Annotated in this window: 13 protein-coding genes and 1 riboswitch; of the genes, 6 read left to right on the forward strand and 7 right to left on the reverse strand. The window is 36.2% G+C overall.

Translation table 11 applies throughout. The features are described from left to right. Nucleotides 1-36: 36 nt before the first annotated feature. The 3 genes from ACQKIM_RS16020 to ACQKIM_RS16030 are packed head-to-tail and all read right to left on the reverse strand — an operon-like array spanning nucleotide 37 to nucleotide 1,931. Nucleotides 37-399, reverse strand: a complete 363-nt coding sequence (locus ACQKIM_RS16020; RefSeq protein ID WP_427545624.1) for a hypothetical protein — start codon at nucleotides 397-399, stop codon at nucleotides 37-39. 13 nt (nucleotides 400-412) lie between these two features. Further along, nucleotides 413-1,435 (reverse strand): hypothetical protein, encoded by a 1,023-nt coding sequence (locus tag ACQKIM_RS16025; protein WP_427545626.1) that lies wholly within the window; start codon nucleotides 1,433-1,435, stop codon nucleotides 413-415. Further along, nucleotides 1,413-1,931 carry an RNA polymerase sigma factor gene (locus ACQKIM_RS16030; RefSeq protein WP_427545628.1) on the reverse strand — a complete coding sequence of 173 codons (519 nt, stop codon included), beginning with the start codon at nucleotides 1,929-1,931 and terminating at the stop codon, nucleotides 1,413-1,415. Before ACQKIM_RS16030 ends, ACQKIM_RS16025 begins: the two co-directional genes overlap by 23 nt. 328 nt (nucleotides 1,932-2,259) lie before the next feature. Here ACQKIM_RS16030 and ACQKIM_RS16035 point away from each other — a divergent pair, with 328 nt between their 5' ends. Together ACQKIM_RS16035 and ACQKIM_RS16040 are read left to right on the forward strand one after the other, a co-directional pair. After that, nucleotides 2,260-2,691, forward strand: coding sequence for a hypothetical protein (locus ACQKIM_RS16035; RefSeq protein WP_427545630.1), 432 nt, complete (start codon nucleotides 2,260-2,262; stop codon nucleotides 2,689-2,691). A gap of 104 nt (nucleotides 2,692-2,795) precedes the next feature. Then, nucleotides 2,796-5,009, forward strand: coding sequence for a YheC/YheD family protein (locus tag ACQKIM_RS16040; protein WP_427545632.1), 2,214 nt, complete (start codon nucleotides 2,796-2,798; stop codon nucleotides 5,007-5,009). 113 nt (nucleotides 5,010-5,122) lie between these two features. Here ACQKIM_RS16040 and ACQKIM_RS16045 read toward each other — a convergent pair whose 3' ends face one another. Beyond that, on the reverse strand, nucleotides 5,123-6,328 hold the full coding sequence (locus tag ACQKIM_RS16045; RefSeq protein ID WP_427545652.1) for an ATP-grasp domain-containing protein: 1,206 nt from the start codon (nucleotides 6,326-6,328) through the stop codon (nucleotides 5,123-5,125). Between the two features lie 148 nt (nucleotides 6,329-6,476). On the opposite strand from ACQKIM_RS16045, the gene ACQKIM_RS16050 reads away from it, so the two are divergent. The 3 genes from ACQKIM_RS16050 (at nucleotide 6,477) to ACQKIM_RS16060 (ending at nucleotide 10,141) form a co-directional block, all read left to right on the forward strand. Continuing rightward, entirely contained in the window at nucleotides 6,477-7,871 is a 1,395-nt protein-coding gene (locus tag ACQKIM_RS16050) for a Mur ligase family protein (RefSeq protein WP_427545634.1), read from the forward strand. A 100-nt stretch (nucleotides 7,872-7,971) separates the two neighbouring features. After that, entirely contained in the window at nucleotides 7,972-9,357 is a 1,386-nt protein-coding gene (locus tag ACQKIM_RS16055; RefSeq protein ID WP_427545636.1) for a Mur ligase family protein, read from the forward strand. A gap of 556 nt (nucleotides 9,358-9,913) precedes the next feature. Continuing rightward, nucleotides 9,914-10,141 (forward strand): hypothetical protein, encoded by a 228-nt coding sequence (locus tag ACQKIM_RS16060; RefSeq protein ID WP_427545638.1) that lies wholly within the window; start codon nucleotides 9,914-9,916, stop codon nucleotides 10,139-10,141. A 631-nt stretch (nucleotides 10,142-10,772) separates the two neighbouring features. Here the strand turns inward: ACQKIM_RS16060 and ACQKIM_RS16065 are convergent. Further along, nucleotides 10,773-11,717 (reverse strand): NlpC/P60 family protein, encoded by a 945-nt coding sequence (locus ACQKIM_RS16065; protein WP_427545640.1) that lies wholly within the window; start codon nucleotides 11,715-11,717, stop codon nucleotides 10,773-10,775. Between the two features lie 461 nt (nucleotides 11,718-12,178). Then, nucleotides 12,179-12,357: riboswitch (cobalamin riboswitch) on the forward strand. A 181-nt stretch (nucleotides 12,358-12,538) separates the two neighbouring features. Here ACQKIM_RS16065 and metE point away from each other — a divergent pair. Beyond that, nucleotides 12,539-14,833 carry a 5-methyltetrahydropteroyltriglutamate--homocysteine S-methyltransferase gene (gene metE, locus ACQKIM_RS16070; protein WP_427545642.1) on the forward strand — a complete coding sequence of 765 codons (2,295 nt, stop codon included), beginning with the start codon at nucleotides 12,539-12,541 and terminating at the stop codon, nucleotides 14,831-14,833. A 48-nt stretch (nucleotides 14,834-14,881) separates the two neighbouring features. Here metE and ACQKIM_RS16075 read toward each other — a convergent pair whose 3' ends face one another. Together ACQKIM_RS16075 and ACQKIM_RS16080 are read right to left on the reverse strand one after the other, a co-directional pair. Then, nucleotides 14,882-15,463, reverse strand: a complete 582-nt coding sequence (locus ACQKIM_RS16075; protein WP_427545644.1) for a WHG domain-containing protein — start codon at nucleotides 15,461-15,463, stop codon at nucleotides 14,882-14,884. Between the two features lie 7 nt (nucleotides 15,464-15,470). Beyond that, a complete protein-coding gene (locus ACQKIM_RS16080) occupies nucleotides 15,471-16,193 on the reverse strand; it encodes an MBL fold metallo-hydrolase (RefSeq protein ID WP_427545646.1) in 723 nt (240 codons plus the stop codon). Nucleotides 16,194-16,301: the final 108 nt, after the last annotated feature.

The raw sequence follows: 16,301 nt of genomic DNA on the forward strand, positions 1-16,301 counted from the left end.
CAACAAGAAAACGCCCAAATGTATGGACGTTTTTTTCTATTTGGAAGAATCTTTAAACTTGTAAAAATTAATAGCGAATATAACTGTTAATAATACGATTACATAGCTTGTTGGAATAACGCTATAAAATCTGCGGATATTTTCAATTGATTGATCAAATATTACTTGACTACAGTAGAAAATGGGCACGAATAATACAATTGAAAAAATGGTATGGTAAAAGCTTATTGTTTTACGCGAGTTAGGAAGCACAGCATGTACAATAAGCAGTGCTATTAGATGCATGATTACAAAGAGAGCAGTCATTTGTATGAATCGACTTGGTAGCTGATGATGAATAATAAAATAGGGAGATACTATTAAAAAGAAAAGTATAAATAGATAACTAAACAATCTCATAACCTGTACCTCCTTAGTATGGTAGAATAACACCTACGCTTATATGGTGTACAACATCCTTTTCTAAATAGGGCAGGATGTTTTCAATTGTACCTGTTAAGACGGCACCACTAACCTTTAGAGAATGTGCATCTGTATCACCAATAGTCTTATTTAAAATCTCTGCTTCGTATACTTTTTCATGGTATGGAAAACTTAATCCTGTTGCATCTTCACCTCTCTCTTTTATTCTCTCTTTTAAAATAGCAAGTGCTTCTTGTTCATCGTTACCATATGTAGCTACTTCATCTAAAAAATTTTGCGCGGACTGAAATGGTTGATCGTTTAAGATGTGAAAGCCATACGCTGAATCTCCATCTACTAAACCATAATTTGGGGATATAAAAGTAGGCATTTCTTTTTTCATTTCTTCTGCATGTTCTTTTTCTTCCTCTATAGATTCAAATAGTCCATTTTGAATAATCCATGCCCATTGAGCAGTTGGAAATTGTTTAATCATCTCTTCAAACGTTACTTCTTTTGTGAAAGATACAGCAACCTCTACATTATAGAAGGGTGGTAAAGTTTTTAAATAAGCCAGATCGTCTTCAATTTTTGGCTCTTTGTATGGATAAAATTGAAATACTCGATAATTATTATTGTATCCATTTAGATAGCTATTATTTTCAACATACGCCTTTGTTCCTAAGATTGTATAAAAATGTTCAATGATACCCCATTTTATTTGATGACCATTAATATCCTTAAACTGATTGGATTTTGTCGTACCTGCTAAGAAAAAATGATCGTAGTTAGTACTATTTGTTTGAATATTTGCGCCTGTGAATAGGCTGTTAGTATAATTCTGCAAAGATTGCTTATCCATTTCCTTATACATAATATATTGTCCCATGGCAATTAATCCCCATAAGATAAGAACAATACTTATAAAGACACTTATTGAAACAATAATAATCCGTTTTACTGATTTTCTTTTAGCGCTCTTCACTAAATGTTGAAATGATTCATCGCTATTAATAATTGATATTTTCTCCATAATTACCAGTCCTTTCGAAAATCTCACTAAATTTTTTGCGTGCTCGGGCAAGCTGAGTTTTAATGCTTTTATCTGTCGTTTTAAAAAGAATAGCAATTTCATTTAATGTTAATTCAGCGCTATATTTTAATAATAGTAACTCCATTTCTTTAGGCTGAAGCATGCTTAACGTTTGTTGAATGGTAGTCTGTAGTTCTTTTTGTAAAACATATAATTCTGGTGTTTGTTCATCTAATAAATCCTGCAAGTGAAACGTGAGTACATAGTTGTTCGCATGCTTTTTCTTTCGTAAGGCATCATAATATTTGTTTATCGCTACACGGTAAAGCCAAGCTTCCGCATAATTTGCATCAATCCCGTCTATGTATTTGATGAACTGATAAGCTGTCTCCTGCAATATATCCTCAGCATCTTGCTTATTAGCGCCCATTTTGAGCAGTGTAAAGTATACTGCTTTTAATTTTTCATGTAATTGAATACCAAATTCCTCATTCATATCAACCCTCCTAATTAGATAACGATTCATTTGGAAAAAGGTAAACAACAATGTAAAAATTTATTTATGCTTTGAACAATAAGATAGATGAAAAGCCATAACAACAGTGTAATGCTATGGCACGATATTATTTGTTTAGTTATCCATTTTTTGTTAGAGCTGCAATTGTTTTTTTGAAATATTCTAAAAGAGGAAGTTCGAGTTTTACATGAGGAAAAAAGGCGTCATATTCTTACATTCTACATATGATATCGAGAGGGGTTGAATCATTTGTTATGGCTTCAATGTTACAGATGGCTCAAAAAGCCGTGGGAGGGGCTGGAGAAAATTGAATCATGAAAAAAGAAGAAATCATTTTCTAGGTGAAGCACTAAACGATATAAAGGTTCTACAGGATGTTATGAAGGATTTTCATTCTAAATACTTTGGTCAATTGCTTTTGAAAATTGTTGGAAGTGATACAATTCCCTTCTTTCTAATAACACATGATGGCTCACATTTACGATTAATGGATACTGTCAAGCAGTTTGAAACAGAGTATTTTCGTATAGAGGCTGTTGATATCGAACGTTGTCGGGGGACGGTCTCATTGCTGCGAGCCTATGATTATGAAGGAAAAGATTCAAATTTAATAGCGGATGTTGTGAGGTTAGAAAAAACAGCCACTGAAAAATCCATTGAATTAAGTGGTATATCAGCTATCCAATTATTAAAACCTGACATGCTAAAAGGAAAATTTATCATTGAACCAAAATGGTAATGAATTTAAACCTACAAATCATGTGATATGTAGAGTATCTGTCTTTATGCTCATTGCATTGGCTGAATTAATTAGAGAGAGAATCATATGAAAGGAAGAGGTAAATGACAATTATTGGAATGTTGCATCATCGACTAGACCCAACAACCGTTATTAAGTCATATGCATATGCAGCCGTTGCAAAAGCAGAAGGGGCTCAATTTTTTTATTTTACACCAAAAAGTGTAGATTTTAATAAACGATCCATAAGAGCAAAGGTATATGAAAATGGTGAATGGCACGAGAGAATAATGCCTTTCCCAGATGTAATTTATAATGCAGGTAGTCCAGAAAAATTATCGGTTTCAAAGGAAATTATTGATAAACTAAAAGAAGAAATCCCATTTACAACACATTCTATAGGGAATAAATGGAACGTAATGAAGCGTCTTAAGGAAGCAAAGGAATTTGATAAGTATTTAATTCCAACAGAAATTGTAAAGAACGCTGAATTATTTCATAAGTTTGTTACTTACTATAAAAAAGTCGTATTTAAGCCGATAGACGGCCGCAAGGGAAAAGGAATTTATTTTATAACGAAAGCAGGTAATGCGAATTTTGAGGTAAGGAAGGATAGCGAAAATCGGGTATATACAAAGCACCAGCTAGATGAATTAATTAAAGGGCAACTTGTTACAGGAACCTTTATCATGCAGCCTTATATCCAATCTAAAACGAAGGCAGGTCAGGTTTATGATTTCCGTCTTCACGTGCAAAAAAATGGCGAGGGTAAATGGGTTATCACAACAGTCTATCCGAGAATAGCACCACCTGGTTCGATTATTCCGAATATTAACAATGGTGGATTTACGAATTATTTAGATCCTTTTTTGGAGCAGGAATTCAAGGAAGAGGCCTTTGATATTCGACGTATGCTAGAGCATTTCTCCTTAACATTAGCTAAACATCTAGATGAAATTCAGATGGTGCAGTTTGGGGAGGTCATTGATGAAATTGGTATTGATGTGGGCTTAGATGAGCAACAAAAAATTTGGATGTATGAAGTAAACTGGCGACCAGGTTGTCCTCCCGCTTTTTATTTAGAACTAGATGTTGTTATTAATTCTATTCGATATGCGATGTATCTTGCGAAAAATCAAAAACAAGTGAAAAAGGCAATTAGACAACAAAAATCGCAACCGCAACCGCAACCACAACCACAACCACAACCACAACCGCAACCACAACCACAAGAGCAGCAGAAGCCGATTATTGCAATAACAGGAAGTGCAGGGAAAACAACATCTAAAGCATTTCTAGGCTCTATATTATCGAAGAAATGGAATATTTTTGAGTCAAAAGATTATTGGAATACGACTGAGCATACAAAAAAACATGCAGAGGAAATTAATACTTCTCATAAGGCGGTAGTGCTAGAATATGGAATGGCTTACCCAGGCATCATTACCAATCACTGTAGTATTATTCAACCGAATATTAGTATTATTACAAATATTGGATTAGCGCATGTTGGTAATTTTGATGGAGATATTAAGGGAGTGGCAAAGGCAAAATCTGAATTAATACACGGAATGGATCAAAGTGGGTTACTGATTTTGAATAAGGACGATGATAACTCTAAGTTTTTGGAAACCCAACAATTTAATGGGAAAATTATAACTGTTGGTATTCATCGTCTCGCAGACTATAAAGCCTATGATATTCAATATAAGGATGTTGGAATGACCTTTAAAATAAAGCTGCAGGGACAGGAAATGACAATGTATATTCCTATTTTAGGAGAACATCATGTTTATAATGCCCTGAATGCAATCGCAGTTGCGGATAGTTTAGGTTTTAGTCCAACTGATATTCAAGCAGGGCTGAATTTCAAAAAACCGCCTAGACGACTAACGATTTATAATTGTCGTGATAACATCACTGTTATTGATGATACAGTCCATTCTCATCCTCAGGGTGTACGTGCGGCGATTGATGTTCTTACTAATATTGCAGAGAAACGGAAAATTGCTATCATTGGTCAAATGCGGGAATTAGGGGATTTGCGAGAAGAGGAGTATCGTAAGTTGGGTGAATATGTTTATGAGCAGGATATAGATCTTTTTATCACATATGGTTTTAGAACAGAGGAGATGGGCGCTGCTGCGAAGGCAAAGGGAATGGACCCAGCGAAGGTTTATCATTTTCTTAATAAAGAAGAGTTGCATGCACTGTTAGAGAAAATAATCAAACCACATGATACCATTTTAGTTAAAGGTGCTAGTAAAACGAATATGTTTGAAACAGTTAAATTTTTAGATGAAAACTATAAGGCGTAAAAAAGCCCGAGTAATTGTCCAATGATAAAAGGACAATTACCCGGGATATTTTTACTATTTAACAGCACATTCTTATTACTAAACAGTGAGGGATAATGTACCCCCACAGTTTTTTACGCGACCTTTAAGATGAATTTTATTTCCTTGGCTGCATTTACAGCGTTGTTTTTAGCCTCAGCTAAGGTTGCGCCTTCTGCGATAACATATGCATAGCGATGACCCATGGATAGAGGAGGGGTTAGCAATGTTCCTCTTCTTGGTTTCACATAGACATCTACAACACCTGATGATTTAGATGCCCTAGTTCTACCAATAACTCTCTCTAAAATGCCTTTACTTTCAACAATGACATATTTCGTATAGACAGATTTTTTATGTCTTGGGTGAATATTTGGAGGCTCCCCTAAGAATAGCTTTAGTGTTTCTTCCACTAAATTAAAGCCAAATGCTGCAAAAATCATATTATTCATAGCGCCACCTGAAATTCTTGGATTAATCTCAATAAGCTTCCAACCGTTTTTTGTTAAGCGAAGCTCTAAATGCAGCGCACCATTTTCAATGTCAAATGTTTTAACAATGGATTGAAGTACTTCTTCAAGACCCGCTTGTATTTCTGGAGGAGCTTTTACAAGAACACCATAGCCTGTGATGATGAAACGTTTACCCTGAGTTATCTCTTGCTCAATAATACCGATTATATGAGGCTGTCGCTTATAGACAATTGCCTCTACTAAATATTGAGGACCATCAATATATTCTTCAACCATAATGGTTTCTCCTGAATTCTTATTTCGAAGATAACGGAGGTGATCGTTAAGTTGACTTGAATCTTTGGCTAATAAAACATCTTTTGAGCCAGTTGATTTTGGAGATTTGACAATGAGCGGGAATTCTAGGTCTGTCGCAACGGATTCATGTGGTTTGATAAGAAGGAACTTTGGCGAATAGGGTTGATTTTTTAAATAATTTCTAGTTTTTTCTTTATCCTCCATCATTTCAATGGCAGTCGAAGATGTATAGTTGTCACAGAATTCATCGCATAAGGTGGAAGCAATATGGACATAAGGATCGACAAAGCTAACAATCGTTTTTATCTCTAATCCAGATTTTTTTAATTGATAAATTTCATCCTTCATATTTTCTATATTTGACGTATCAATAAGAATCATTTTATGGATATCTGGATAGGCTCTTCTCTGCTGTAATTGCTTTTCATTGTTTGTAAAAAGTACAGTAAAATAACCCATTTTTTCTGCTGCTCTTGTGGCTTCACGACTGGACCCGGATTTGTTTGTACCGATAAATATAATCGTTTTCAGATATATCACTCCTTCTAGTTGTACTTAGATACTTAATCACATTTATATATATGCAAAGAAATAGATTTCCTCTAGTTATGTATCTTGACTACATCCAAGCAACTTTTATGACCTGACATATACTAGTGTGGAAAGGAGGGAAATTGATATGAAGCCTCTTACGGTGAAGAACTTAACAGTGATAACTGCAGGCGATTTAGTGCAAGGGTCCGAGGAAACATTGATTCAGCACGGGGCTTATCGGCTTAAGCAAGTGAAAAAACCAAATACTGCTCTTTTTACAAATAAACGTATTGTCAATTGGAAAAGTCTTGAGCCACTTTATCCACTAGTACTAGTTACAGATTGGTCGTACAGTCATAATGAGATTCCTAAGCAGATTATTACTATAAAAGTAGCAGATGCAGATGAAGCTTATTGGAAATTTGTAAACTTTTATCGAGATCAATTTAATATTCCGATAGTAGCAATTACAGGTACTTCTGGTAAGACCACAACAAAAGAGATGATTAAACATATACTTTCAGCAGAGAAAAAAGTATCTGCTACAACCTTAAGCAGTAATTCTAGAACAGCATCTTTACAGTATTTACTAAGCATTGATGAGGAAACAGAGGCGGCTGTTTTTGAGACTGCCGTTGGAGAACCAGGAGATGTAACAAAGGCAGGTAGATATTTTAAGCCGAAAATTGGTATTATCACAAATATTGGGGCACATCATTTAAATTATTGTAAAACGTTAGAGGGGTATATTCAGGCAAAGGGAGAAATGTTAGATATTGTTCATCCAAAAGGCACATTAATTATTAATGCTGAGGATAACAACACTAAAAAAATAGATTTTTCAAGATTTCAAGGCAATATTATTAAAATAGGAAAGGATAAATCTTGTGATTTTAGAGCCACCAATATTCGCTATCATAATCATGGTATGCTATTTACTATTATTCACAAAAACAAGAGCTTTGCGATTTTTGTACCGGGATATGGTGAGCATCAAGTATATAATGCATTAGAAGCAATTGCAGCTGTTTGTGAAATGGGTATGACAATTCCAATGGCAGCGAAACAACTGCAATCCTTTCGGCATCTGAATAAGCAGCTTCAGTTATTTGAGGGCATTAATCATTCCATGCTTTTAGATGACACTTGGAGTATAACAACGACTTCGTTGGAGGCAGCTTTAAAGGTTTTACAGGCGCTCGGTGAGGGCAAGCAAAAGATTGCGGTTATTGGAACAATTACCGATTTAGGTGCATGGGGATATATCATTCATGAGCAGGCAGGAGAATTGATTCATCAAATTGGTGTAGATGTCCTCATTACTGTCGGAGAGCATGCTCGAATTATGGCAGACCATGCCGTTGACTTAGGATTTAGTTCACCAGTTTATACATTTAAAAATAGTTTGCTTGCCTATAAACTATTACAAGATATCGTGGATGAAAATACGATTATTCTTATTAAGGGAGATATGTATAGTAAGCAGGTTTCTAATTTGGCGGCAGATCTAAAAAGAAAAAAAGAATTACCACCCGAATAGTTTGGCTATCAATTCTAGTTACGAAATTACTATATGTTAATGAATTTGTTTGTTTCGCTAGTTTAAGCGGTGTATTTCAAAGAAAGGGGGCAGAGTAAATTTGCAACATATACAAGTAAAAGATCTAAGGAAGGTACTGCAAGGGAATCTATTGTGTGGTTCTGACCAATGGGCTGTGAAACAGGCGATTTATTATAAACGGCATGATTTGACTCAAAGTCATACACTCATGTTTGTAAGCAGGGGAGATACTATCAATTGGCAGGAAATAGATCGCAAAGGCCCAGCACTAGTTATTTCAGATAAATCGTCAGCAGAATTAAAAAATGCATTAGCCAATACAACTGTTATCCAAGTGAAAAGCGTTGTGCAGGCATATTGGAAATTCATTGAATATTATCGAAATCTATTTCAAATACCAGTGGTTGCTTTGACAGGAACCTGTGGAAAAACAACAACAAAAGAAATGATTAAGCATATAGCTAGTAGAGAATGGAATGTTCAAGCATCTGTCAGCAGTAAAAATGAACCACGCCAATCCTTACCATATTTAACGGGGATCGATAAGTCAACTCAAGCAGCTATTTTTGAATTAGGTTTAGGGAATACAGGGAATATTAAGCATCAATGTATGATTTATCAGCCTACCATTGGCATTATTACAAATATTGGAGTCCATCATCTTGATGGATGTAAAAACCTTGAAGGCTATATAAAAGCAAAAGCGGAAATATTAGAGGGCATTTCAGAAGGTGGCACATTAATTATTAATGCAGATGATGAAAACACCAAAAAAATTCCCTTGCATACTTTCAAAGGAAAAATCCTTACCGTTGGTGTACACAAACAGGCAGACTATCAAGCCACTTCCATGCAATTTATGAGAAATGGCATGAAGTTTGTACTGCAGGTATCAGATGCAAAGTATAATGTATTTGTCCCTGGCTATGGAGAACACCAAGTATACAATGCTTTAGCGGCAATAGCTGCGGCAAAGGAAATGGGATTATCCATTAATACAGCCATCGCTGGTTTAAGAACATTTAAACCAATGGCCAGACATCTAGAATTTTCAACGGGCATGGGAGAAAGTACAATAGTAGATGATACATGGACAAATAACCCCACTTCTGTTGAAGCAGCCTTAAAGGTATTAGATACAATAGGTAAAGGAAAGAAAGTTATTCTTATTTTAGGAGATATTAAACGATTGGGTATGTTCGAAGAAAAGTATCATCGAGAAATTGGCTCGTTGGTTGCAGAAAGAGATATTCATACGCTTATTACGATTGGCAGTCGAGCAGAGCATATCGCAAAGCAAGCGATAAAGGAAGGCACAAAGGCAAATGTTCATATTTTTAAAGAAGTTGCAGGTGTTTTAGATGTACTAAAACCGCAGCTTGATTCTGACACGATTGTATTAATAAAGGGACCAATGTCTAGTCGATCAATGATAGAATTTGCCAATCAATTGAAAGAAAAATAGAAGCTAGAATACCACTATGTCAAAACGGAGCCTAAGCAATGAAATTTTAATGAAGCTGTAGCATCAAATATTTTCTGTGCGAAAGAGGAATAGCAATGAGGCTAACACGTTGTTACTATCGCTACATTTTCGCACAGATATCTTGCCACAGAATATCATTCATATTTACTCATATGACCAGTTAAGCCATAAATATTTTACTACTCACAATCTATTACAGTCATCCTATTAAGTATAAGTAGTCTTCTATCTAGCATAAATACTAGTCAATCATGCACATAATCTCATCAATTCAGCAATCCTATCCTCAAAACCAAAATTTCCTTATTCAAGGATTTGAAATTTATGGTATTTCAGAACGGAAATTACCTTCAAATAATACCTCGACCATTAAATACTATGAAAAAGAAGTACCCTCATGGAGGAATACTTCTTTTCATGTTGTTGAAATACTATTATGTCAATGAAATCAAGATGACAAATTAAAAAGTATAGTCCTTTTTCAAAACGAGGGGTTGATCTTCGTTCCGACTGAGTGCTTTCCTGGGGGCGTCCGATGAGCCGCTTCACTCGCGTAGCTCGCTCCAGGGTCTCATCTGTGACGCTGAATCCCCGAGGAGTCACTCAGTCTACACTCCAATCAACCTTTGCTCATCGTATTTTCTTCTGGCAATTCACACAAATATATAGTGATACATTTGGAGTCTTAGCCATCATTATATTGTGCAAAAATGGAGCTTTGATAACATTTTACTATGCGAAAACAGAGGAGTACTTTATGTAAAGTTACAAAGTAGTTTTACGCATAAAATGTAGGTTAACAGCTGTAGAATTTGTACCAATATTCTATCCATTTAATGATGGTGAGTAACATGCATTTACTTTACTTTTCTTTTGAGGGAAGAAAATATTTAAAGTTCTACACTATTGCTGATTGGAGTGCAAGGCTACTCGACTCCCGTGGGATAGCGAGACAAACGAGAAACTGAGGCCAACACGATGTTGGTCACGAAGGCGTTGTCACAGGACGTGACGCACTTAGTCTTCGTTCCTCCAGCGCAGGAAGCCTAGCTCTGCGCGAAAGCGAAGCGTCAGCGGCAAAGCGAGTAGCCTGGAACGGAAATCACCTTCATTTTGACTAAATATTCACAAAGAGTCCCTTGACTATTTAATTTTTCAACACTATGAAAAAGAAGTACCCTCATGGAGGAATACTTCTTTTTCTAATTTTATAGTATGCAACGTGTTGTTAAATTAAAAAACTTTAAACCTTGTTTCAAAATCAATATATTGATTGTCCATGATTAATAGCTGTTTGTTGTAATCTTTTTTCCGCCATAAATGGTGTGAGGAAGATTGCAAGCTTTCGTCATAGGTATAGCCAAATCGGTCTTTCTACTCAAATTGGATTTGTGTTAATTTGAAAAAACACGTTTTGCCGTAATATAATGTTTATCATAATAATCGACAAACATTACTCTAGTAATAATTCCATTTGAATTTGGAATCATAATACGATGATCTCCTGCATATATGCCTACCATTGAAGGTGTTTGAGATCCCGGAGTACTATTAAAGAATACTAAATCGCCCTTCTTTAAATTTGCACGTGAAACTGTAGATCCTAATTTCATTTGCTCTTTTAAGTTTGTTGTACCAAGTTTTACACCACTTTTACGATAAACATACTCGACAAAACCAGGGCCTGTAAAACGCAGGTTTTGTTCATTAATCGTTGAACTCATCGTCACTTTATTTTTATAGCTATAAGCGTTTTCGACAATTTTATCACCTTTTGTTGCTGGGTTAGCGGAAAGTAAAGTAGGTAATACTCTACGGGCTGTTACATAATTATCAGTATAATATGGCTTACTACTTAAATCAGAAATTACGATGTTCTGTTTAGAATCAGCCATATGAATGATTTTATTATTCCCAATATACATACCTACATGGTCAGGATCTGTGCCAGTTTTTTTACTTCTAAAGAATAATAAATCACCTTTTTGTAGTTGATTTTTAGCTACATATGTTCCTTGCTTCATCATATAATCTTCATTGTACGTTGCAAGATCAACACCATTTTTCTCGAAAATGTACATCAAAAATGAAGCGCAGGAAAATTTATATGGATATGTAGGCTTGTATACCGTATTGCTGTATGTTGCCTTTCCAATTAAACTTTTACCAGTTTGAATTAGTTGCTCTGCCTTTGCGGCAACAGCCTGTTGATTGTTGAAATTATTAATAGTTGCAGCTTCTACCTCTATTGGCTGAATAGCTGGCTGTACCATTCCTAATGTGGTAAAACCTATTGACAATGCTAATGTTGTGCTTAAAAATCGTTTACGTTTGTTCATGTTGTTAGTTACCTCCTAAAGTCAATGCTAGGATTAATCCTATTTTGGCTCGCCATTGGAATTAATCGTAGCATGAAAAAGTAAGGCTTCTTCGAGGTAAATGTTACCACGAGTTGCTGGAAATTGACCTAATTGCTTGATATAAAAGGCTTCATCGCCGGAATTTACAGTTTCATTACAAATGTTTCAATAGGATGTAATTGTTTTAATTTAGAATCGATTGACAGTACCATATAGAGAACAGCCAATTGCAAACTAGCGTTATGATTGTGGAATGATTTCTACGAGATTACCGAATAATACCAAAAAATATATGGATTGACAAGTGGATAGAACCTTAAATGTGAAGGATAGATCAGCCAAGATGACGGATAGAACTACAACATTAGAGGATAGAATCAAAAAAATCTGAAAATAATGCTACTTTTCAGAAAAATATATGTTATAGTAAGAGCATAATTGAATACTGTGTAAGAGTTGGTGCCAAATGAGAATTTGGTTTAAAAGGGAAGTCGGTGCAAATCCGACGCTGTCCCGCAACTGTAATTCGGAGCAAATCATAAATACCACTGGGAAACTGGGAAGGTTGTGAGGCGTGTTGATGAGAAGCCAGGAGACCTGCCAATGTCTAGTACACACCAAATACCTACGTGGAAATAGGCGGTGAAATGTGACCAATCGGCACTGTGCGACAATGAATCCTACGATTTTAAAATAAATCGTATTATTTCTGTATGTCTGTATGTTTGATAAACAATGTCAGCCATTTTCCAATAACGGGAAATGGCTTTTTTTATTTTACGAATTAAGGAGAGAGTAACATGACTTATACAAGTACAGCAATTGGCTATCCATATATTGGAGAGGATCGAGAATGGAAAAAGGCATTAGAATTATTTTGGAAAAAGGAATTGACAGAGGAAGCGTTTCTGCAGCAGCTGAAGGATATACGATTAGCACGTATTGAAAAGCAACTTCAACTGGGGCTAGATGTTATAACAGTCGGAGATTTCACATTGTATGACAGAATGCTGGATACTGCTATCATGTTCGGATTGGTTCCCAAACGCTTTCAATGGCAAGGCGGAAAGGTCGATTTACAAACATACTACGGCATAGCTCGTGGCAATAAACAGGCAGTGGCTAGTGAAATGACAAAATGGTTTAATACGAACTATCACTACATTGTGCCAGAATATGAGGGACAACCTTTACAATTAACAGAGAATAAAATAGTTGCTGATTTTTTAGAGGCGAAGGAAGCGTTTGGTATAACAGCAAAGCCGACATTAATTGGTCCTTATACATTTTGTAAGCTGACAAAAGGCTATGACAAACTTTCTCAGGTAGCCTTCATTTTAGACTTAATACCACTTTATACGCAGGTGTTAAAGGAGTTAGTGGTTGCTGGAGCTAATTGGATTCAAATAGAAGAGCCAGCACTTGTAACAACTTTAGATGACGCAGAGATCAAGCTTGTCCAAGAAATATATACACAGCTAGCTGCATCAGTACCGGAAGCGAAAATTATGCTACAAACATATTTTGAATCCTTGTCAGCATATGAATCATTGGTGACTCTTCCTGTACAAGGGATTGGCTTAGACTTTGTGCATGGCTATCACAAAAATATGGAGGCACTTCGTCAATACGGTTTCCCGCAGGATAAAGCATTAGCCATTGGTATTATTAACGGTCGAGATATTTGGCGTGCAAATCTAGCAGAAGTGGGTGCCACTATAAAAGCAATTGAACAATTAAGTAAATCAAAAGACATTTGGATTCAGACTTCCTGTAACTTACAGCATGTGCCGATCACTACTGCTCTAGAAACCAAGCTTGATCCTGTCCTTCACAATGCACTTGCCTTTGCAGATGAAAAAATAGTGGAATTGGTTGAAGTGACTAGTTATATTCAAGACACAAATGGTGCAGCAAATCATAAGCTATCAGACAGCATGAAGGCTATTGAGGCATTAAAAAACCATCAAATTCGTCAAAATAAAGCGATTCAACAGGCAATTCAAGAGGTATCGACACAAGACTTTGAACGCCACAGTAATTTTAAAACAAGACAAACAATTCAACAGCAAGCATTACAATTACCACTATTTCCAACGACGACTATTGGAAGCTTTCCACAATCTGATGAAGTTAAACGTACACGTCAGGCGTGGCGTAAGAAGCAGCTTACAAATGATGAGTATAATACATTTGTTGAAAAGGAAACAAAGCGCTGGATTGCTATTCAAGAGGAATTAGATATAGATGTTCTTGTGCATGGTGAATTTGAGCGAACAGATATGGTCGAATATTTTGGCGAAAAACTAACGGGCTTTGCTTTTACAGAAAAGGCTTGGGTTGTTTCGTACGGTTCTCGTTGTGTGAAGCCACCTATTATTTATGGCGACGTAGCATGGGAACTACCAATGACTGTGACAGAAACAGCCTATGCACAGAATTTAACAAAGCGCTATGTTAAAGGAATGCTTACAGGTCCTGTAACAATTTTAAACTGGTCCTTTGTGCGTGATGATATTTCAAGAAAAGATGTAACCTATCAGATTGCCATGGCCCTTCGACAGGAAGTAGAGGCATTAGAAGCTGCAGGAATTTCCATTATTCAGGTTGACGAGCCGGCCTTACGAGAGGGACTGCCGCTTCGTAAAGAAAATTGGGGAGCGTATTTGGAATGGACAGTAAATGCCTTTAAACTTGCCACATCTAGTGTGAGGAATGAAACGCAAATTCATACTCATATGTGCTACTGTGAATTTAATGATTTTATCGAACCAATTAGTGCATTGGACGCGGATGTTATTTCAATTGAAACATCACGTAGCCACGGTGAGCTGATTTCTTCACTAAAAGTCAATCCGTATGAAAAAGGCATTGGTTTAGGTGTATATGATATTCATAGTCCTCGTGTACCAAGTGAGGAGGAAATGTTAAACATTATGCAGGATAGCCTACAAGTATTAAAGCACAATCAATTTTGGGTGAATCCTGACTGTGGTTTAAAAACAAGAAAGGAACCAGAAACGGTAGCAGCATTAGCTCATATGGTTGCAGCGGCAAAAAACCTTCGTCAACAGGTGCAACAATCTGCATTGTAATCAAAAACATGACTTCCTAGAGAGGTCATGTTTTTTCTTTTAGGTCATTTATTGGCTTTCATTAAGCGTAACTGCATGAATGCCCTCAATAAAGGTATTTAGTAAGATTGAAAAGCTTTCATTAATATCAAGAGGCATCCCGAATCCCCCTAACTGTTCGATGGAGGTGAATCCATGGAGAATACTTCGTAATCCTCTGACCATATGAATCGCCATTTCTTCTTGCAAATTATAGGCATCTAGCACTTGAAGGACAAGTTGCACGACAGATTCTTGGGCCTGCTGCAATTCTTGATCGTTAGCATCAGGAAAGCGTGTGCTAGCATCATATAGTCCGGGATGCTCTCGAACAAATTGAATATATGCTTGACTAATTGCTCGAATAGCATCATCACCTGAACGTCCCACTGCAGCTTGAAGCATATACCCATGAAGGTTTTTAACACCTTGAATGGCTAACTTCTGCTTCAATTCATGTAATCCATCAAGATGGTTATACAAGGAAGGCGGTCGCACGCCCAATTTTTCTGCTAATAGTCCGATTGAAAGTTGGTCTAAGCCTTGTTCATCCACTATCTCCGTTGCTTTTTTAAAAATAATAGGTAAATCTAACTTCATACGACGGGACATTTTATTTTCATCTCCTATTTTGTTTATGAAAATTTTTTTCTGCTTCTGTTATCGCTATTTTCAAAAGCTCCTGTGGTTGCATCAACATCTTTCCATGCCCCACAGCAAGTAAGCTTGGATTTAATTCGCTTAATTTTTTTACGCTTTCAAGAGCTGTGCTTTTATCCCATGTAGCTAGAGCAGGAAACGGAAATAACGGATACATAATGCCTGATACTACTAGCTTTCCTCTAGATGTAAGGGCATCCCCAGCAATTAAACTACTATTACGTGTGTCGAAAAGTGTGATGGAGCCAGGGGTATGACCTGGTGTTGCAATCACTTCTAATGAACCAACACGATCACCTTCTTCAAGCAATAAATCCGGTTTGGTTTTAATATTTTTGGGAAGGCCTCCTCGGATAGGTGTGTTTTTTTCATTTGGTAGCAAGGTACTATTCCCTTCCAACAATAGGGCATCTCTTGAAGAAATGCATACCTGACTAGCAGGTAATAATTCTTTTAACGTGTCTAGTGCTCCTATATGATCACTATGTGCATGGGTAATGATAATTCTTGTAATCGGTTTTCCGATTTTTTTAGCTGCTTTGATTATACTTTTTGCACTATAAGGTAGTGCTGCATCTATAAGTGTAAGCTCGCTTTCTTCTTCTACAAAATAACAATTAACAGGAAATATTCTTGGCATAAATGACAATTGGAATATTGTACCAATTTTCGAAACTTGCATGTCTAAACTATACCTCCCTCTATAAATGTTGATATATCAATGGTTCACGCCACTTTTACGTGTCAAAAAAATTTTTTTCGACACATCCATCTATCGTTATTTTGTATT

The organism is Lysinibacillus sp. NPDC047702 (assembly GCF_050272555.1).
Classification (GTDB): Bacteria; Bacillota; Bacilli; order Bacillales_A; family Planococcaceae; genus Lysinibacillus.